The following is an 18,327-nucleotide window of genomic DNA, read 5'->3' as shown; positions in this document are numbered from 1 at the left end:
TCAGCTAGTGGCGACTTTGGGGTGGGGTGCCGACAGTCCGCTTTTACACTACGAAGCAGAAAAGCTGCCGTGCCTGCTAGAGCGCGTTGCGCTTGGAGATCATTGATCAGCCAAAGAGGCGACCCATGCTTTCTTTTCTTTGCAGGCACCCAGCTCCGGCGTGAAGGTCGACCGGTCTTAGCCGACAAGCCAACCCCATTTCCTCCAGTAGCCAGACGACGCGGAACCCGCGCCCTTCACCCAAGACCGTGAGCGACATGGCTCAAATCCTTTCAGTAAGACGCGCCATCAACAAGACGACGCGGCAAATCGCGCCACAAATCAGGTTCGAACATCCTGAGATTGACTCCCATGCGCTGGTAATTGGGATCAGTTGGCGTCCAGTGTGTCGTACAGCCACAGGCTTGGCAGTGCCACGTGTCGAGTGCGCGATCACCCTGCTGGTAAGCTACTCCTTCCCCCTCGACCGTGACCGATTTCGGCGGGCAATAGTGCCACAGTCCGGCGGTACGCCGACAAATCGAGCAATTGCATTCGCTGACTTCGGTTGGCTCGTCGCGCAGTACCAAGTGAACCCGCCCGCAATGGCAGCTGCCGTGGTGCTCGATCATCGTCGCTCCTTCCAACTCAAATCATCTTGAGCGCCTACTTCTAACAATCCCGCCAGTTCAAAGCGATGACCGAAAACGGTCGAAAACTGCCATTCCCTTGGATCGCCCAGCGCGAACGCTAGCCCTTCTCACCCCCGGATAAACAGGCTCCGGATCCACGGTGACCGCGCGCGCGTCGCTTCGCGCCAGTCGCCGTCCTCGCCCGCATCGGCGGCGATGCGGCTGGGGTCGAGCAGTTTCAGCCGCGCGCCGCGAAACGCCGCGCCGCGATAGGTGACGAAGGTCAGCCCATGTTCGAGCGCGGTCGCGGCGAGGAGCGCGTCGCGGTCGCTTTCGAGCGGCAGCGCGGCGCGGCGGCGCGCGATGGTCACATCGACCGGCAGGACGCGGCCCTCGAACGCGGGCAGCACTTGCCCGTCGATCCAGTCGCGCCATGCGGCGCCCGCCGCCTTGCTTTGCTTCGCCGCGAGCGCGGCCGCATTTTCCAGCTCGACGAGCGAGAGCGCCGACAGGAACATCGATTGCCGCGAGGTGCGCTGCGCCCATCCCGCCAACCCTGCGCCGTCGCCGTCGGCGCGGGCGTGGCGCAGGTCGAACAATATTTCGGCGTCGAGCAGGAACATCAGCCGCGCCCGTCCAGCGCCTTGCGCAGGAGCGCGCGATCAAGCGCGATGTCACCGGGCGGGGCGGCGAGCAACTGCACCATATTCTCCCGCTCGCCGCTGAGCTGGCGCCAGGCGTCGATGCTGATCAGGACATGCGTGGGCCGTCCACGGTCGGTGACGAACACCGGTTCGACGAGCGCGAATCGCTTCGCACGGCTAACATCCTGATTGAGTTCGCGGCTCGTGACGCGCTTCATCACCATCCCTCGCCGATGCAAAATTAAGGCATATTGTGATCGTTCACATGTAGGTACATTACTACACTGTTACCGCCCCGCAACAAAAATGATCGAGGGCCGCGAAATCGGCAGTCACGGGCGCGCCCAATCGCGGACTCGCCATTGCGCTTGCGCCGCTTTCATGTCTCCTGATGCCGGAAACCGGCGAACAGCGACGTAAATCAGATCGCAGACGCCACCGGTGGGAGAGGGAAATTGGTATCCAATATGTTCGATGAACTGCTCCGCGCGGTCGGCGATGTGCTCGGTGCGCACGGCCCGGCGGTCAATTCCGCGGCGAGCTATACGCCGACCGATTTCAGCATCCACTTCTTCCTCCAGATCGCGGTGATCCTGATCGTCTGCCGCGCTGTCGGCTGGGCGGCGAATAAATTCCTGGGGCAGCCGCAGGTCGTGGGCGAAATGATCGCCGGCGTCCTCATCGGCCCCTCGCTGTTCGGCCTCTTCTTCCCCGAATTTCAGGCGGCGCTCTTCCCCAAGGAAACGCGGAGCATCCTCTATGTTTGTGCGCAGGTCGGGGTGGGCCTGTACATGTTCCTCGTCGGCACCACGCTCCGCCTCGACCATTTCCAGTCGAAGGCGAAGAGCGCGATGGGCGTGTCGGCGGCGGGCATCGTCGCGCCCTTCCTGTTCGCCGCGCTGATCACGCCCTTCCTGCTCGACGTCCCCGGCCTCTTTACCGAAGGGCTGAGCCAGGGCAGCGCGACCTTGTTCATGGGCGCGTGCATCGCGCTCACCGCTTTCCCGATGCTCGCGCGCATTATCAACGAACGCGGCCTCGCGAACACCGCGCTCGGCACGCTCACGCTCACCGCCGGCGCGTTCGACGATGCGGTGTCGTGGTGCGTGCTCGCGATCGTGCTCGCGACCTTCGGCGGCGGCCCCGGCGTCGCGCTGATCGCGATTATCGGCGGGCTCAGCTTCGCGCTCTTCATGTTCTTCATCGGGCGCAAATTGCTCGTCCCGCTCGGCCGGATCGTCGAGGAACGCGGCGAGATGAGCGACACGATGCTGTCGATCGTCCTGATGCTCTTCGCGCTCTGCGCCTTCGTCATGGACGCCGCGGGCATCCACGCGGTGTTCGGCGGCTTCATCCTCGGCGTGTGCATGCCGCGCGGCAAGCTGACCGAAGAGATCAAGCGCAAGATCAGCCCGATCACCATCCTGCTCGTTCCGGTCTTCTTCACCTACTCGGGGCTCAACACGCGGCTCGACACGGTGAACAGCCTGACCTTGCTCGCGCTCGCGCTCGGCATCCTGCTCGTCTCGATCGCGGCGAAGTTCGGCGCGTGCTGGTTCGCCGCGCGGATCGCGGGCGAGGACAATCGCACCGCGCTCGGCATCGGCGCGCTGATGAATGCGCGCGGGCTGATGGAGCTGATCATCATCAACATCGGGCTTCAGAAAGGCATCATCGGCCCGACGCTCTTTTCGATGATGGTGCTGATGGCGATCGTCACCACGGTGATGGCGGGACCGCTGTTCGAATTCGTCTATGGCCGCAAGGCGCGCGAGACGGGCGAACTCGGCCAGCTCGGCACCGACGGCCCCGACGAGCCGCAACCTGCCGAACGGCTGGCCGCCAAGCCCGCGTGAGGTCAGGCCGTGACCGCGCCCGCGTTGATCTGGTCGATCATCGCGCGGTGCGCGGGCAGCTCGCTCGCGGCGCGGTCGCCAAAGCTTTTGATCCGCGCAAAGATGCGTTCGGCCGCGGCGGTGTCGGGAAACTCCTCGCGCACCGGCGACAGGTCGGTGCGATATTCCATGCCATAGAGGATGTACTGGTAATTAAAGAAGGCGAAGCTTTCGAGGTCGAGGATGAAGTCGAAGCGCCCCGGCGGGCGATAGCGCCATTCCTCGAGCAATTCCCGCAAACGGTCGGGGATCGACGCCGGGTCGCCATTGTCGCGCCAGAAGGCTTCTTTGCGCTGGCTCAGGCAATAATGGAGCTTCAGGAAATTGATCGTATTGTCGTAACGCGCCGCCATCAGCTCGTTGAAGCGCCGCGCGGGCGCGCCGACCGGGCCGGCCAGCGGGAACATCTCGGCAATCATCGCCGCCGCGGTCTCGATCATCACGAGCCCCGTCGATTCGAGCGGTTCGAGGAAGCCGCCCGACAATCCCACCGCGACGCAATTCTTGATCCATGACGCGGGGCGATACCCCGCCTCGAACGGGATCGAGCGGACATTGACGTCATGGCTGCGCCCGCCGGTATAGGCCGCGAGGATGTCTGCGGCGCGCTCGTCGCTCAAATGATCGCTCGAATAGACGCAGCCGATGCCGCGCGCGCCGGCCAGCCCGATGTCCCACGTCCACCCCGCCTCGTGCGCAGCCGCGATCGTATAGCTTTCGATCGGAACGTCGGGGCGGTCATAGGGCAGCTTGCACGCGAGCGCGCGGTCGGTGAACAGCTGGTCGCGCACACCCTTGAACGGCGATTGCAGCGCGCCGCCGATCAGCTCGGCGCGGAAACCCGAACAGTCGATATAGAGGTCGGCGGCCAGCGTCCCATGCTCGGCCGTCACGACATGGTCGATCGCGCCGGTTTCGGGATCGAGCCCGACCCCGGTCAGCGTGCCGCGGAGATGCTCGACCCCCATCGCACGCGCCTCCGCCGACAGCACCTCGGCGAGCCGTGCGGCGTCGAAATGATAGGCATAGTTCAGCGGGCCGGTGAACTCGCCCTCGCCGGGACGCTTCGGCGCGCGCTGCGCCTCGGCGACGCGGTTCTGGATCGTCATCGCCTCGGCGAACGGCCGCCGCGTCGCCTCATTCTGGAGCAGCCAATAGGAGACGAGGCTGTACCCATCGCCATGATAGGGCGCCTCGAACGGGTGCAGATAATGTCTCGACCGGCCCTCGGCGGGCGTGCGCACCCAGTCGTCGAAGCGGATGCCCTGCTTGAACGTCGCCGAGGTCGCGCGCACGAACGCGCTTTCGTCGATGCCGATGAATTGCAGCGTGTTGCGGATCGTCGGAAAGGCACCTTCGCCGACCCCGATGCTGCCGATCTCGTCCGACGCCAGCAAGGTGATCGACAGCCGCGGATTGCGCGGCAGGTCGAAAAAGCGCGCGAGGTAGGCGGCGGTGAGCCATCCCGCGGTGCCGCCGCCGACGATCAGGATCGAGCGTTTTGCCACCCGGAACGCTATCGAGCCGCAAAGCGCTTTCAACAAGCGGTAATTTGCGGCACGCAGAACGGACACGATGAAGACTCTCCGCCCCTATCTGATCTGGTTCGCCGTCGCGGTGCTGCTGACCCTCGGCGCGATCCTCGGCATGCAGTGGGTGCGCGATCATCCCGAGCATATCCCCGGCACGCCCTTCGAACTGGCGCATCCGCAGGGCTGGGCGACGAACCGCAAGCTGGTGGCGCTGGCAGGTGACGATACCGCCTGCTTCGCCGCCTTAGACCGCGCCGGCGCCGGCTACCTCCGACGCCCGGCGATCGGCACCGGCGCGTGCCGCGCGAGCCAGCGCATGATCCTGACCGGCGACCGTTTCGTGCCGACGATGCGCCCCGCGAATGTCGCGCCGGGCTGCGCGGTGACCGCGGCGATGGCGCTATGGAACCGCGACGTCGTCCAGCCGCTCGCGCGCAAGCATTTCGGGCAAAAGGTGGTCGAGCTCGAAAATCTCGGCAGCTATAATTGCCGCAAGATCGCAGGGCAGCCAAACCAGAGCCAGCATTCGACCGCCAATGCGATCGACATTTCGGCCTTCGTCCTCGCCGACGGCACGCGCATCTCGCTGATCAACGACTGGGCGCCGGGCGACAAGCGCAGCGAGTTCCTGCACGAGGTCCGCAACGAAAGCTGCGGCCTGTTCAGCACCATCCTGTCGCCCGACTATAATCGCGCGCACGCCGACCATTTCCATATCGACATGGCGGCGCGGACGGCGGGCTGGACCGTCTGCCGCTAGCGGCCGCCGACGCGGGGGATGAGCATTCCGACGCGCTTGCGATAGCCGACATAGGCCTCGCCGAAAATCTCGATCAGGTCGCGCTCCTCATACCGGATCGCGATCAGCATATAGATCGACAGGCCGGCCGCGAGCAGCAGATGCCCCATCGTCATCGCGGGGGTCGCCCAGAAGGCGAGGAAGAAACCCGCATAGAGCGGGTGGCGGACGAATCTGTAAAAGAAGGGCTGGCGCAGCACCGGCGGCGCCGCCGCCTTTTCGCGCAGCGCGAACCAGGCCTGCTGCAACCCGAACAGCTCGAAATGATTGATCAGGAAGGTGCTGGTCAGCACGATCGCCCAGCCGCTCGCGAACAGGACCCAAAGGATCGCGGCGCCTACGCCGTGGGTGATGGTCCACACGGGTGCCGTCAGCTGATGCCAGAAGGCCATCAATATGATCAGCGCGATGCTGGCGAACAGCACATAGGTGCTGCGCTCGATCGGCGCGGGGACGATGCGCGTCCAGCCCGCCTTGAACCCCGGCCGCGCCATCACGCTATGCTGGATGCCGAACAGCGCGATCAGCGCCATATCGATCAGAACGGCTTTTAGGGGCGTCGCAACGCGCGCGAAGTCGACCGTCACCGGAACGAGCGAGAAATTGCCGACAAAGGCGATCAGGTACAAAAAGGTCGCGAAAAAGATCGCATAAGCCACTGCGGCATAAAGCAAATAGAGCGCGCGCATCATGACAGCCCCTGCTATTTCGGGGGCATTATAGCAGATTTTACGCGGAAATGCGCGCCTAGACGGTGAAGCTCTCGCCGCAGCCGCACGCGCCCTTGGCGTTCGGATTCTCGAAGACGAAGCCCGCGGCGAAATCATCCTCGACCCAGTCCATGATGCTGCCGATCAGGTACAGCACCGACGCGCCGTCGATGTAGAAGACCCCGCCGGGGGTCTCGATCTTCTCGTCGAACTTCACCTCTTCGGTGACATAATCGACCGAATAAGCGAGCCCCGAACAGCCGCGGCGCGGCGTCGACAGGCGCACGCCGATCGCGCCCTCGGGCGCAGCCGCCATCAGCTTCGCGATACGCGCTTCGGCGCCGGCGGTCAGGGCGACGGCGGCAGGGCGTGCGCGGGTCTTGGTCTCGGTCATCAGAGCATTCCCAGTTCGAGCCGCGCTTCGTCGCTCATATTCTGCGGCGACCACGGCGGATCCCAGACAAGATTGACCTCGGCATCGCCGACGCCGGGGACCGCGCCGACGCGCAGTTCGACCTCGGCGGGCATCGACTCCGCGACCGGGCAATGCGGCGTCGTCAGCGTCATCGTGACGAGCGCATGGCCGTCGTTGATCTCGACATTATAGATCAGGCCAAGGTCATAGATATTCACCGGGATTTCCGGGTCGTAGATGTCCTTGAGCGCGTTGATCACGGCTTCGTACAGATCGCCGCCGACCGCGTGCGGATCGACCGCAGCGGGCTTCGCGGCAAGAAAGCCTTCGAGATAGTCGCGCTTGCGTTCCAGTTTCTCTGGCGCGCTTTCGACATCCTCGACGCGCGCTTTCGGCGGGGCTTCGACGCTTTCCACTTCTTCGACCTTGATCATCCGGTCCTCGCTCATCCGAAAATCCTCTCGACGCGGGCGAGGCCGTCGATCAGCGCCGCCACATCGTCGTCATTGCTGTAAACGCCAAAACTCGCGCGCGCGGTCGCGGGCACCCCCAGATGCTCCATCAGCGGCTGTGCGCAATGGTGCCCGGCGCGGATCGCGACCCCGCTTTCGTCCAAGATAGTGCCGATGTCGTGCGGATGAACCCCTGCCATCGCAAAACTCACGATTCCCGCGCTATTCTCGGGGCCGAACAAAGTGATGCTGTTCTTGCGCGCGAGTGCTGCGCGCAATGTGCCGACCAGTGCCACCTCATGCGCGTGGATCGCGTCGATCCCGATCGCTTCGACATAATCGACCGCCGCGGCGAGTCCGATCGCCTCGATGATCGCGGGCGTGCCCGCCTCGAAGCGCGTCGGGGCGGGGGCGTAGGTCGTCTTCGCAAAGGTCACGCGGTCGATCATCGACCCACCACCCTGCCACGGCGGAAGGGTGTCGAGCTTGTCGCTCCACAGCACGCCGACGCCAGTCGGCCCGTAAAGCTTGTGGCCCGAGAAGACATAATAGTCGCAGCCGAGCGCCGCGACGTCGACGGGCAGGCGCGGCACCGCCTGACAGCCGTCGATCAGCAGTTCGGCGCCGACGCGGTGCGCGAGTTCGGCGGCGTGTGCGACATCGAGCGGGCTGCCGAGCACATTTGAGACATGCGCGAAGGCGACCATCGTGTGCTCGGGGGTGAGCAGCTTTTCGGCGGCGTCGAGATCGATGCGGCCATCTTCGGTCAGCGGGCAAACATCGACCTGCCAGCCGGCAAGCTGCCACGGCACGATATTGCTGTGATGCTCGAGCACCGACAACAGCACGCGGCCCTTCTTCGGATGCGAATAGGCGACAAGGTTGATCGCCTCGGTCGCGCCGCGAACGAATGCGATCTCACTCTCGCGCGCTCCGATAAACGCCGCGATCCGCCGCCGCGCAGCCTCATAGGCGAGCGTCATGTCGGCCGAGCGCGCATAGACGCCGCGATGCACTGTCGCATAATCGCGGCCCATCGCGGCGACGGTAGCGTCGATTACGGCTTGCGGCTTCTGCGCGGTCGCCGCCGTGTCGAGATAGTGCCAGCCGGGCGTCAGGCCGGGGAAATCGGCACGGACGTCAGGGAAGGTGCGAAGGGCGGTCGTGGTGCTCACACCAGCTCTCCCAGCTTCGCCAGCGCGAGCGCCCGCAGCTGCTCCTCATCCTCGGCGCCATCGAACACGCCCGCGACGAACGCCTGCAGCATCAGCTTTTTCGCCTCGCCCGGCGGCAGCCCGCGCGACTGGAGGTAATAGAGCCCCATCGGGTCGAGCTCGCCAATCGCGCAGCCGTGCGCGCATTTCACATCGTCGGCGAAGATTTCGAGCTCGGGCTTGGCGTTGGCGGTCGCGCTGCGGTCGAGCAGCATCGCCTTCACATCCTGTTCGCTGTCGGTCTGCTGCGCATCGCGCGCGACCGCGACCTTGCCGAGATAGGTGCCGGTCGCGGTGCCGCCGAGCACCGACCGCACGACCTGCCGCGACGTCGCGCCGGGTTCGGCGTGGGTGACGGTGGTGACGATCTCGAGGTTCTGCTCGCCCCCGCCGATCTGCGCCGCGCCGAGGTGGAAGTCGGCGCCTTCGTGCAGGATCACGTTGAGTTCGATACGGCCATAGGAACCGCCGATATTGAGCACATGGAGCGAAGCCACCGCGCCCTTGCCGAGCACCAGCTCAATCTGGCGGATCGCGCCTTCGTCCTGCACGATCGCGCGTTTGAAGTCGCCGCCCGCGGGCACGATGATGCTCTCGGGCGCGGGCAGCGGCCACGCCGCAGTCACCGCGTCGATGTCGCTATAGCGCCATGCTTCGTCACGGCGCGAGGGGAGGGCGCTCGTGGTCAAGCCGTGATCTCCGCATAGCCATGTTCTTCCAGCTCGCGCGCGAGTTCGGGGCCGCCCGACTTCACGATCCGCCCGGCGGCGAGAACGTGGACGAAATCGGGCTGCACATAGTCGAGCAGGCGCTGATAGTGGGTGATCAGCAGCACCGCCTTGTCGGGGCGCCGCATGATCGCGTTGATCCCGTCGCCGACGGTGCGCAGCGCGTCGATGTCGAGGCCCGAGTCCGTCTCGTCGAGGATCGCAAGCCGGGGGTCGATGATCCCCATCTGCACCATCTCGTTGCGCTTCTTCTCGCCGCCTGAAAAGCCGACGTTCACGGGGCGCTTGAGCATGTCCATGTCCATCTTGAGCAGCCCCGCCTTCTCGCGCGCCAGCTTCAGGAAATCGCCGCCCGACAGCGGTTCCTGCCCACGCGCTTTGCGCTGCGCATTGAGCGCCTCGCGCAGGAACTGGACGTTCGACACGCCGGGGATTTCGACCGGATATTGGAAGCCCAGGAACAGCCCCGCCGCGGCGCGCTCATGCGGCTCCATGTCGAGCAGGTCCTGACCCTCGAATTGGGCCGAACCCTCGGTGACCTCATAACCGGGGCGTCCGCCGAGCACATAGGACAAAGTCGACTTGCCCGCGCCATTGGGCCCCATGATCGCATGGATCTCGCCGGCATTGATGCTGAGCGACAGGCCCTTCAGGATCGGCTTGTCGGCGACGTTGGCGTGGAGATTTTCAATTTTGAGCATTGTTGTTTTCCGTGATCTGTGCCGTTGCTGCCTCGAGCGTTTTCATCAATTTCGCCCTCTGTTCTGGGCTTGCAGCTGATCTGTACGCGAAAAGGACTCCGCCCATTCCTCGGTTTTCTTCCCGCAACCGTTCGCGATTTTTCTCGTCGCCATAGCGGGCCTGTTTCGCCAACAGAGCGTCCATCCCACGATCAGCAGCAAGACCTTGCATCTTACATGCGGTTTGTGACTGCTCCAGCGCGGCTATTGCCGCGCTACCAACCGACGTGCCGAAGTCAGCATGCCTACTGAGATGTTGCCAATGGCACGTCCAGTAATCACGATATATGGTCGTCAATGCCTCCCGATCCTGCGCGAATAGGTTTTGCTCAGGTGGTCCGGAATAGACGCCCGTCTTACAGTCATATTGCGGCGTATCGACGCATTCGAATACGGATGGCTCAGCCGTCGCGCTCAACAAAAGCACTGAAAACACAAGGCTCACCCCACGCTCCCCTCAAGCGAAATCCCCAGCAGCTTCTGCGCCTCGACCGCAAATTCCATCGGCAGCTGCTGCAGTACTTCCTTGGCAAAGCCGTTGACGATCAGCGCCACCGCCTCTTCCTGCCCCAGCCCGCGCTGCATCGCGTAGAAGAGCTGGTCGTCGCTGATCTTGCTCGTCGTCGCTTCATGCTCGACCTGCGCCGAGGGGTTGCGGATCTCGATGTACGGCACGGTGTGCGCGCCGCTGAGCGACCCCAGAAGCAGGCTGTCGCACTGGGTAAAATTGCGCACCCCCTCGGCATTCGGCGCGACGCGCACCAGCCCGCGATAGGTGTTGTTCGACTTGCCCGCGCTGATCCCCTTGCTGACGATGGTCGAGCGCGTGCGCTTGCCATTGTGGATCATCTTGGTGCCGGTGTCGGCCTGCTGGTAATTGTTGGTGACCGCGACCGAATAAAATTCGCCGACGCTGTCGTCGCCGTTGAGCACGCAGCTCGGATATTTCCACGTGATCGCCGAGCCGGTTTCGACCTGCGTCCACGACACCTTGCTGCGCTTGCCCTGGCACAGCGCGCGCTTGGTCACGAAATTATAGATGCCGCCGAGGCCCTCGGCGTTGCCGGGATACCAGTTCTGCACCGTCGAATATTTGATCTCGGCATCGTCGAGTGCGACGAGTTCGACCACCGCGGCGTGAAGCTGGTTCTCGTCGCGCATCGGCGCGGTGCAGCCTTCGAGGTACGACACATAGGCGCCCTTGTCGGCGATGATCAGCGTCCGCTCGAACTGCCCCGTATTTTCGGCATTGATGCGGAAATAGGTGCTGAGTTCCATCGGACAGCGCACGCCCTCGGGCACGTAAACGAAGGTGCCGTCGGAGAAGACCGCGCAATTGAGCGTCGCGAAATAATTGTCGTGCATCGGCACGACCTTGCCGAGCCACTTTTTCACCAGCTCGGGATATTCGCGGATCGCTTCGGAGATGGAGAGGAAGATCACGCCGGCGCGCTTCAATTCCTCGCGGAAAGTCGTCGCGACGCTGACGCTGTCGAACACCGCGTCGACCGCGACCTTGCGCGCGCCTTCGACGCCCGCGAGCACCTTCTGCTCCTCGATCGGGATGCCGAGCTTCTTGTAGACTTCGAGAATCTCGGGATCCACCTCGTCGAGGCTGGAGAGCTTCGGCTTCGCCTTGGGCGCCGCGTAATAGTACGCGTCTTGGTAGTCGATCGGCGGGACGTTGAGCTTCGCCCAGTCGGGCGTCTCCATCGTCTGCCAATGGCGAAACGCCTTCAGCCGCCAGTCGAGCATCCATTCGGGCTCGTTCTTCTTTGCGCTGATGAAGCGGACCGTGTCCTCGGTCAGCCCCTTGGGCGCGAAGTCGGTCTCGATCGTCGAGGACCAGCCATGCTCATAATCGGCGACCTTCGCCGCGGCGTCATGCGCGGCCTGGTCTTTTACGGGGAGTTCGGTGTTGTCGGTCATATCTCTAACTTTTAACCCGTCACCCCAGCGAAAGCTGGGGTCGCGGTCGGCCGGGTTCCATCGATAGCGGTCCCAGCTTTCGCTGGGACGACGGAAAGGCTCGCCAAACTGATTTCCGCCAGCGCGCCGCGCACCGCGCCGTTCACGACGCCCCAGTGCGGCTGCACCTTGCAGCTGCCCTCGAGCGAGCAATCATGCCGCCCTTCGGCGACGCAACTGGTCAGCGCGATCGGCCCTTCGACCGCTTCGATGATCTCGGCAACGTTAATTGCCGCCGCGGGCCGCGCGAGTCGCACCCCGCCGCCGCTACCGCGCGACGCGACGAGCAGCCCGGCGCGCGCGAGCTGGCTCACCAGCTTCTGCGCGGTCGGCCCGGGGATGCCCGTCTGCTCGGCCAGCATGCCGGCGTGAATCGGCACCGACCCGCACTGGCGGGCGGCGGCGCTCATCAGCACCACGGCATAATCGGCAAGGTTCGACAGGCGCATGTTCTTTTCCGTCGCAGTTGCGAACGATTCTTAACTGGAGTAAATCACTCCACTTATATAGGCGCGGCTTTTGTGCGGCGCAACCAACGGGCGCTATTTGGGCGCCAAGAAAAAAAAGGCACCCATCCGGCCAAAGCCAAATGAGTGCCAAGATGAAGGTCTCAAGTCCTCGTCCGAGGATGAGCTCTTCTGGGTCGCAAGGGGGGATTATGCCCGCGCGACGATTCGTGATTGGATGAAAACGCCAAAACGACGGGACAGAAAATTTTCGAAGGTTAACGCCGGTTCCGGCGTCAGGTCTCGGAGACGAGCGGGCTGACCCGGCCGGCGAGTTGCTTGCGGCCCTTGGTCGTTGCCTCGGTATAGCTGGTCGGCTTGCCGAGCTGGCCAGGCGTGGCGCCGGCAAAGCGCTTGATCTCGCGGATCAGGTGCGACTGGTCGTAAAAGGCGTCGCCAAGCTGCGCGGCATCGAGCCCTTCGCCGCGTGCCAGCGCCGACGCGGCGCGCACCGCGCGATATTTGCGCGCGAGCATGCGCGGCGACAGTCCGTAATAATGTTTGGTCATCCGCTCGACCGACCGGATCGACATGCCCGTCGCCTCGACCAGTTCGGGAACCTGCGGCGAGGGCGATTCGGTCAGCCATCCATCGACGGTGCGGATGAACCACATCGGCGCGGTCTCGCCCCGCGTCAGCACCTCGCGCGCGAAATTATTGCCGATGACCAGCTTGTCCTCGACGCTTGCCGCCGTTTCCAGCGTGGTCGCGACCTCGTCGATCCACGGGCCGAACAGGTCGGCGGCGTCCATCGCGCGGTCGGTCAGCTTGTCGGCGTCGTCGCCCATCAGCGCGGCCCAGCCCGCAGGCAGCATGCCGAATCCGAACATCTGCGTCGGGCAATTGCTGATCGCGCGCACGCGCCCGCTCGTCGGTCCGACGATATTGGCCCGGCAGACCGGCGCGCGGTGATCGTCGGCGAAGACATATTCGCCGTCGGCGGCGGTGACGAAGCGGAACTGCGGGCGGTCGGCGCGCTCATATTCGTCGAAACGCGGCATGTTGACGCGCGCGAAATAAAAGCTCGACACCATCTCCGCCAGATCGGGATCGGGCGGGAAATAGTGCAGTTCGAACGGCGCGCTGCCGTCCACGCCCGCGGGCGAGGAAGTAATATCCGACATGAAGACCCAGACCTTTGGCAACCGTGACCCGGCTGCCTTATTTTTCTGGATCAAATCATTTGCGTTTCGGCCCCGCGCGTCAAGCGCCAATCGTCAATTATCTTAACCCTTCTGCGCCGCGATCCATACGTCGACGCGCCGTTCGAGCACGTCGAGCGGCACCGGGCCCGATTCGAGCACGACGTCGTGGAAGGTACGGAAATCGAACTTGTCGCCGAGCGCCGCCTGCGCGCGGCCGCGCAGCTCCATGATCTTGAGCTTGCCGATCAGATAGGCGGTCGCCTGACCCGGGTAGACGATATAGCGCTCGATCGCCTTTTCGATGTCGCCCTGCGGATTGGGCGTGTTGTCCTTCAGATACTGGATCGCCTGCTCGCGGGTCCAGCGCTTGTCGTGGATGCCGGTGTCGACGACGAGGCGGCACGCGCGCCACAGCTCCATGCCGAGGCGCCCGAAATCGCTGTACGGATCGGTGTAGAAGCCCATGTCCTTGGCGAGCTCCTCGGTATAGAGGCCCCAGCCTTCGGTATAGGCGGTGAAGCCGCCGAAGCGGCGGAAGGGCGGCAGCCCGGTCAGCTCGGTCTGCACCGCGCGCTGGAGGTGGTGCCCCGGAACGCCCTCATGATAGGCGAGCGCCTCGAGCTCGGTCTTCGACATGTCGCGCAGGTCATAGAGGTTCACATAATAGGTGCCCGGCCGCGACCCGTCGGGCGAGGGCGACTGGTAAAAGGCCTTGCCTGCCGATTTCTCGCGGAACGCCTCGACCGCCTTCACCTGCAGATGCGCCTTGGGGAGCGTGTTGAAAAAGGCGGGCAGCCGCGCCTCCATCGCCTTCACCTTGGTGTCGACGTCGGCCAGATAGGCTTCGCGAGTAGTGTAATAATATTGCGGGCTGTCGCGCAGATGCGCGAAGAATTGCTGCAGCGTGCCCTTGAAGCCGACCTTCGCCATGATCTTTTTCATCTCGCCGTGGATGCGCGCGACTTCGGACAGGCCAAGGTCGTGGATCTGGGTCGCGGTCATGTCGGTCGTCGTGTAATTGGCGAGCAGCGCCTCATAATAGGCTTTGCCGTCGGGCAGGCGCCACACGCCGTCCTGCGTCGGCGCGCTCGCCTGCTGGCGCTTCATTTCGGTCAGCAGGCGGTTATAGGCGGGGCCGGCGCTTCCCGCCCAGGCGGCGTTCGCGGTGCCGAGCAGTCGGGCCTTTTCGGTGGCGTCGATGTCGAGTTTTCCGACCTTGGCGGTGAAGTCCTCGATCACCGCATTGTTCGGCTTCTGTAAATTGCCGATGTCGGAGATCAGATAGGCATAGACCCACTTCGGCGGCTGGATGCCGTTCTTGGCGCGCTCGGCCGACTGCGCCGACAGCGCGTCGAGGACGGGGCCGAGGCCGCGGATGCGTTCGATATAGGCTTCGGCCTCGGCGGTATCGGCGACGCGGTGGATGTTGATCAGGAAGGCGGGAAGCTGGCTTTGCGCGCCGTTCATCTGGTCGAAGACATAGCCGTGATTGCGATACGGAAACAGGCGCGCGGCGCGCGCGGCCTGCGCGTTGAACAGCTCGAACGACAGCGCCTCGTCGGCCGACATCGTCGTGGGATCGAAGCTGCCGCGCATCGCCTCTGCCGTGGCTTGTTGCAGCTTCTGGTTCGCGACCGCGGCTTCGTCGCTGACATCGTTCCATTTGCCATAATCGGCATCGCGAATGCCGCGATACGCCTTGCCCTGCGGGGCAAGCGAGAGCTGCGCCGCGTCATAATTTTCGAAGAATTGCGCGAGGTTCGCGCCGGCGGGGGCTGCTTCGGGAGCGGGCGTCGCGGCTACAGTGGCGGGTGCTTCCTGTACCGCGGCCGGGGCGCAGCCCGCAACGGCGAGCAGGGCGAGCCCAGTGGACAGGCGAGCGATAATGCGAATGTGCGACACGAATTTCTCCCGGTTTTTCCGATGACTTTGCTGGTCCGGCCAATAGTCGAGGCGGGGCTTGCCATAGGCCCCGGCTCGGCGCAATGGCGGGCCATGTCGCTCTTTGCCTCGCTCACCGATAGCGCCTATGCGCTTGTTCGCCCGATCGTCCACGCCACCGATGGCGAGGCGGCGCATAACCTCACGCTCAGCGCGCTCCAGCCGCTGCCGCGCGCGCGCCATGCGCTCACCAGCCCGGCGCTCGCGACCGAGCTCGCGGGCCTCAAATTCCCGAACCCCGTCGGCCTCGCCCCCGGCTTCGACAAGGATGCGCGCGTTGCGCATGTGATGCCGCATTTCGGCTTCGGCTTCGTCGAGGTCGGGACGCTGACCCCGCTGCCGCAGGAGGGCAACCCGCGCCCGCGCCTGTTCCGCCTCGTCGAGGATCAGGCGGTGATCAACCGCATGGGCTTCAACAATGGCGGTCAGGAGAAGGCGGCCGAGCGCATCGCGTGCCTGCGCCGCTATGGCCTTCCGGTGCCGCTCGGGATCAACATCGGCGCGAACAAGGACAGCGCCGACCGCATCGCCGACTATGCGAAGGGCACCGCGGCGATGGCGCCGCTTGCCGATTATCTGACGGTGAATATCAGCTCGCCGAACACGCCCGGGCTTCGTGCCTTGCAGGACAAGGGCGCGCTCGAAGCGCTGCTCGACGGCGTTGCCGCGGCGCAGCCCGCGGGCGCGGCGAAGCCGGTGTTCCTGAAGGTCGCGCCCGACCTCGAACCCGCCGACATCGACGACATCGTCGCGGTGGCGTTCGGCAAGGGGCTCGCCGCGGTCATCGTCTCGAACACGACGATCGTGCGCCCGGCGCTCGCATCGCGTCATGCCGAGGAAGCGGGCGGTCTCTCGGGCGCGCCGCTCGCCGAGCTGGCGCTCCAGCGGGTCCGGGATTTCCGCAGCGCGAGCGGCGGCAAGCTGCCGCTCGTCGCGGCGGGCGGGATCGCGTCCGCCGAACAGGCATGGGAGCGCATCCGTGCGGGCGCCAGCCTGGTCCAGATATATTCGGCGATGGTCTATGAAGGCCCGGGCCTCGCGGGCCGGATTGCACATGGGCTCGAAAAGCTCGCCGTCCGCGACGGCTTCGCGCGCGTGTCGGACGCGGTGGGTAGGGAATAAGCTGTTCTCCCCTCCCGCTCGCGGGAGGGGCAGCGAGACTTGCAAACTTGTTTGCTAGTCGCAGCGGGGTGGGCAGATGCACCGTTGCAGGCCCACCCCTAACCCCTCCCGCAAGCGGGAGGGGAACAAGGGTTGCGCTACCTCGACCTCCGCGCCAATGTCGCGCCCATGCTCAAAAAATTCCTCCCGCTCGCCGCCCTTCTTTCCGTCACCGTCTCCTCGCCCGCGCTCGCGCAGGGCGTCACCTCGTCCGCCGATCCGCGCGCGACCGAGGCGGGGCGCGAGATATTGCATCAGGGCGGCACCGCTGCCGACGCCGCGGTCGCGATGGTTGCGGTTCTCACGCTGGTCGAGCCGCAGTCGAGCGGGATCGGCGGCGGCGGCTTCATGGTCCACCACAATGCCAAGGACGGCAGCATCTCGACGATCGACGGCCGCGAAATGGCGCCCGCCGCGGCAAAGCCCGAGCGTTTCCTCGGCCCCGACGGCAAGGCGCGCGGCTATATGGATGTGATCCCCGGCGGGCTGTCGGTCGGCGTCCCGGGCAATGTGCGCCTGATGGAAATGGCGCACAAGAAATGGGGCAAGCTCGAATGGAAGGCGTTGTTCCAGCCCGCGATCAAGCTCGCCGAAGAAGGCTTTATCGTCACCCCCGCGCTCAACAACTGGCTCATCCAGTTCGAGCCGATGTGGAAGGAGTTTCCCGCTCCCAAGGCGATCTACTATGTCGATGGCAAGCCCGCGCCGGTCGGCACGCGCATCAAGAACCCCGCTTATGCCAAGCTGCTGCGCGACATTGCGGCGCGCGGGCCTGACGCCTTCTACACCGGCGCCAACGCCAAGGCGATCAGCGATGCCGTCGCCAAGGCGCCGCGCCACCCGAGCCAGCTCACGGTCAAGGACATCGCCGCCTACAAGGCGAAAGAGCGCCCTGCGGTCTGCACCACCTACCGCATCTATAAGGTCTGCGGAATGGGGCCGCCCTCGTCGGGTGCGACCACCGTCTTTGGCATCCTCGGCATGATCGAGGGCTGGGACATGAAGGCGATGGGAAAGGACAATCCGATGAGCTGGCATCTGCTCGCGGAAGCGATGCAGCTTTCCTACGCCGATCGCGCCGCCTATCTCGGCGACGGCGATTTCGTCGATGTGCCGGTGAAGGGGCTGCTCGACAAGAGCTATCTTGCCGGGCGCCGCCAGCTCATCTCGCCTTATGGCGCCGCGGGCAAATATGAGCCCGGCACCCCACCGGGCGCCACGCCGCGCGCCGCCGCGCCGCCGGTCGAGGAGCAGGGGACGACGCATTTCGTGACCGCCGACAAGGACGGTAACCTCGTGTCGATGACCTCGACGATCGAGAGCATCTTCGGCAGCCAGCTGATGGCGAACGGCTATTTCCTCAACAATGAGCTCACCGATTTCGACCTCGCCCCGAGCGAGGGCGGGGTGCCGACCGCGAACCGCGTCGAAGCGGGCAAGCGTCCGCTCTCCTCGATGTCGCCGACGGTCGTCTATGGCCCCGACGGCAAGGTCGTGCTCGCGGTCGGCTCGGCGGGCGGCAAGCGCATCATCATGCATGTGACCAAGGTGCTCGTCGGCGTGCTCGACTGGGGGCTCGACGCGAAGCAGGCGATGGAGCTTCCCAACCTTTTCTTCGGCCGCCACGGTGTGCTGATCGAGAATAACGAGGAGGGCAAGGCGATCGCCGCAAAGATGAAACCTTTCGGCTACAGCTTCACCGCGACCAGCCTCGGGTCGAAGCTCAATGCGGTCGAACGCACCACCGCCGGCTGGCGCGGCGCCGCCGACCCGCGCGGACCCGGCAGCTCGTCGATCGACGGGGCGCCGGCGCAGAATTGATCAACGATAACAGAACAGAAGCAACGAAATCTCCCTGGAGAGAGG

At 64.8% G+C, this 18,327-nt stretch carries 19 protein-coding genes; 4 read left to right on the top strand and 15 right to left on the bottom strand.

What is annotated here, in order from left to right:
• Positions 1-272: 272 nt before the first annotated feature.
• From V8J55_RS17135 to V8J55_RS17125, 3 genes are all read right to left on the bottom strand, one after another.
• Positions 273-611, bottom strand: coding sequence for a GFA family protein (locus V8J55_RS17135; RefSeq protein ID WP_081940376.1), 339 nt, complete (start codon positions 609-611; stop codon positions 273-275).
• A 128-nt stretch (positions 612-739) separates the two neighbouring features.
• Positions 740-1,234, bottom strand: coding sequence for a PIN domain-containing protein (locus V8J55_RS17130; protein WP_336446791.1), 495 nt, complete (start codon positions 1,232-1,234; stop codon positions 740-742).
• Positions 1,234-1,473 (bottom strand): type II toxin-antitoxin system prevent-host-death family antitoxin, encoded by a 240-nt coding sequence (locus V8J55_RS17125; RefSeq protein WP_336446790.1) that lies wholly within the window; start codon positions 1,471-1,473, stop codon positions 1,234-1,236. Before V8J55_RS17125 ends, V8J55_RS17130 begins: the two co-directional genes overlap by 1 nt.
• 249 nt (positions 1,474-1,722) lie before the next feature.
• Between V8J55_RS17125 and V8J55_RS17120 the strand changes: the two genes are divergently transcribed.
• Positions 1,723-3,111: a cation:proton antiporter gene (locus V8J55_RS17120; protein ID WP_336446894.1), complete on the top strand. Its 1,389-nt coding sequence runs from the start codon at positions 1,723-1,725 to the stop codon at positions 3,109-3,111.
• A gap of 2 nt (positions 3,112-3,113) precedes the next feature.
• On the opposite strand, the gene V8J55_RS17115 is transcribed toward V8J55_RS17120, so the two are convergent.
• A complete protein-coding gene (locus V8J55_RS17115; protein WP_336446789.1) occupies positions 3,114-4,658 on the bottom strand; it encodes a tryptophan halogenase family protein in 1,545 nt (514 codons plus the stop codon).
• Positions 4,659-4,725: 67 nt separating this feature from the next.
• Here V8J55_RS17115 and V8J55_RS17110 point away from each other — a divergent pair, with 67 nt between their 5' ends.
• Entirely contained in the window at positions 4,726-5,442 is a 717-nt protein-coding gene (locus tag V8J55_RS17110) for an extensin-like domain-containing protein (protein ID WP_336446788.1), read from the top strand.
• On the opposite strand, the gene mddA is transcribed toward V8J55_RS17110, so the two are convergent.
• The 11 genes from mddA to V8J55_RS17055 form a co-directional block, all read right to left on the bottom strand.
• A complete protein-coding gene (gene mddA, locus V8J55_RS17105) occupies positions 5,439-6,170 on the bottom strand; it encodes a methanethiol S-methyltransferase (RefSeq protein WP_336446787.1) in 732 nt (243 codons plus the stop codon). The two genes, V8J55_RS17110 and mddA, sit on opposite strands and share 4 nt — an antisense overlap.
• 58 nt (positions 6,171-6,228) lie before the next feature.
• Positions 6,229-6,585 (bottom strand): HesB/IscA family protein, encoded by a 357-nt coding sequence (locus tag V8J55_RS17100; protein WP_336446786.1) that lies wholly within the window; start codon positions 6,583-6,585, stop codon positions 6,229-6,231.
• Positions 6,585-7,055, bottom strand: a complete 471-nt coding sequence (locus V8J55_RS17095) for an SUF system Fe-S cluster assembly protein (RefSeq protein WP_137893591.1) — start codon at positions 7,053-7,055, stop codon at positions 6,585-6,587. Before V8J55_RS17095 ends, V8J55_RS17100 begins: the two co-directional genes overlap by 1 nt.
• Positions 7,052-8,233 carry an aminotransferase class V-fold PLP-dependent enzyme gene (locus V8J55_RS17090; protein WP_336446785.1) on the bottom strand — a complete coding sequence of 394 codons (1,182 nt, stop codon included), beginning with the start codon at positions 8,231-8,233 and terminating at the stop codon, positions 7,052-7,054. The genes V8J55_RS17095 and V8J55_RS17090 overlap by 4 nt, the downstream gene beginning before the upstream one ends.
• Positions 8,230-8,961: a SufD family Fe-S cluster assembly protein gene (locus V8J55_RS17085; protein ID WP_336446784.1), complete on the bottom strand. Its 732-nt coding sequence runs from the start codon at positions 8,959-8,961 to the stop codon at positions 8,230-8,232. Before V8J55_RS17085 ends, V8J55_RS17090 begins: the two co-directional genes overlap by 4 nt.
• Positions 8,958-9,701, bottom strand: a complete 744-nt coding sequence (sufC, locus tag V8J55_RS17080; RefSeq protein ID WP_336446783.1) for a Fe-S cluster assembly ATPase SufC — start codon at positions 9,699-9,701, stop codon at positions 8,958-8,960. Before sufC ends, V8J55_RS17085 begins: the two co-directional genes overlap by 4 nt.
• Complete coding sequence (locus tag V8J55_RS17075) at positions 9,688-10,185, bottom strand: hypothetical protein (protein ID WP_336446782.1); 498 nt, start codon at positions 10,183-10,185, stop codon at positions 9,688-9,690. The genes sufC and V8J55_RS17075 overlap by 14 nt, the downstream gene beginning before the upstream one ends.
• On the bottom strand, positions 10,182-11,669 hold the full coding sequence (sufB, locus tag V8J55_RS17070; RefSeq protein ID WP_336446781.1) for a Fe-S cluster assembly protein SufB: 1,488 nt from the start codon (positions 11,667-11,669) through the stop codon (positions 10,182-10,184). Before sufB ends, V8J55_RS17075 begins: the two co-directional genes overlap by 4 nt.
• 11 nt (positions 11,670-11,680) lie before the next feature.
• Positions 11,681-12,157, bottom strand: a complete 477-nt coding sequence (locus tag V8J55_RS17065) for an SUF system Fe-S cluster assembly regulator (RefSeq protein ID WP_336446780.1) — start codon at positions 12,155-12,157, stop codon at positions 11,681-11,683.
• A gap of 293 nt (positions 12,158-12,450) precedes the next feature.
• A complete protein-coding gene (locus V8J55_RS17060; protein WP_336446779.1) occupies positions 12,451-13,338 on the bottom strand; it encodes a helix-turn-helix domain-containing protein in 888 nt (295 codons plus the stop codon).
• Between the two features lie 102 nt (positions 13,339-13,440).
• A complete protein-coding gene (locus V8J55_RS17055; RefSeq protein ID WP_336446778.1) occupies positions 13,441-15,261 on the bottom strand; it encodes a DUF885 domain-containing protein in 1,821 nt (606 codons plus the stop codon).
• A 93-nt stretch (positions 15,262-15,354) separates the two neighbouring features.
• Between V8J55_RS17055 and V8J55_RS17050 the strand changes: the two genes are divergently transcribed.
• Both V8J55_RS17050 and ggt read left to right on the top strand, forming a co-directional pair.
• Positions 15,355-16,422 carry a quinone-dependent dihydroorotate dehydrogenase gene (locus V8J55_RS17050; protein ID WP_336446777.1) on the top strand — a complete coding sequence of 356 codons (1,068 nt, stop codon included), beginning with the start codon at positions 15,355-15,357 and terminating at the stop codon, positions 16,420-16,422.
• A gap of 168 nt (positions 16,423-16,590) precedes the next feature.
• Positions 16,591-18,282: a gamma-glutamyltransferase gene (ggt, locus tag V8J55_RS17045; protein WP_443030836.1), complete on the top strand. Its 1,692-nt coding sequence runs from the start codon at positions 16,591-16,593 to the stop codon at positions 18,280-18,282.
• Positions 18,283-18,327 lie beyond the last annotated feature (45 nt).

It is taken from the genome of Sphingopyxis sp. CCNWLW2 (assembly GCF_037095755.1).
GTDB lineage: Bacteria > Pseudomonadota > Alphaproteobacteria > Sphingomonadales > Sphingomonadaceae > Sphingopyxis.
The sequence above is the reverse complement of the archived record's forward strand: the minus strand, read 5'-3'. Positions and strand labels throughout refer to the sequence as shown.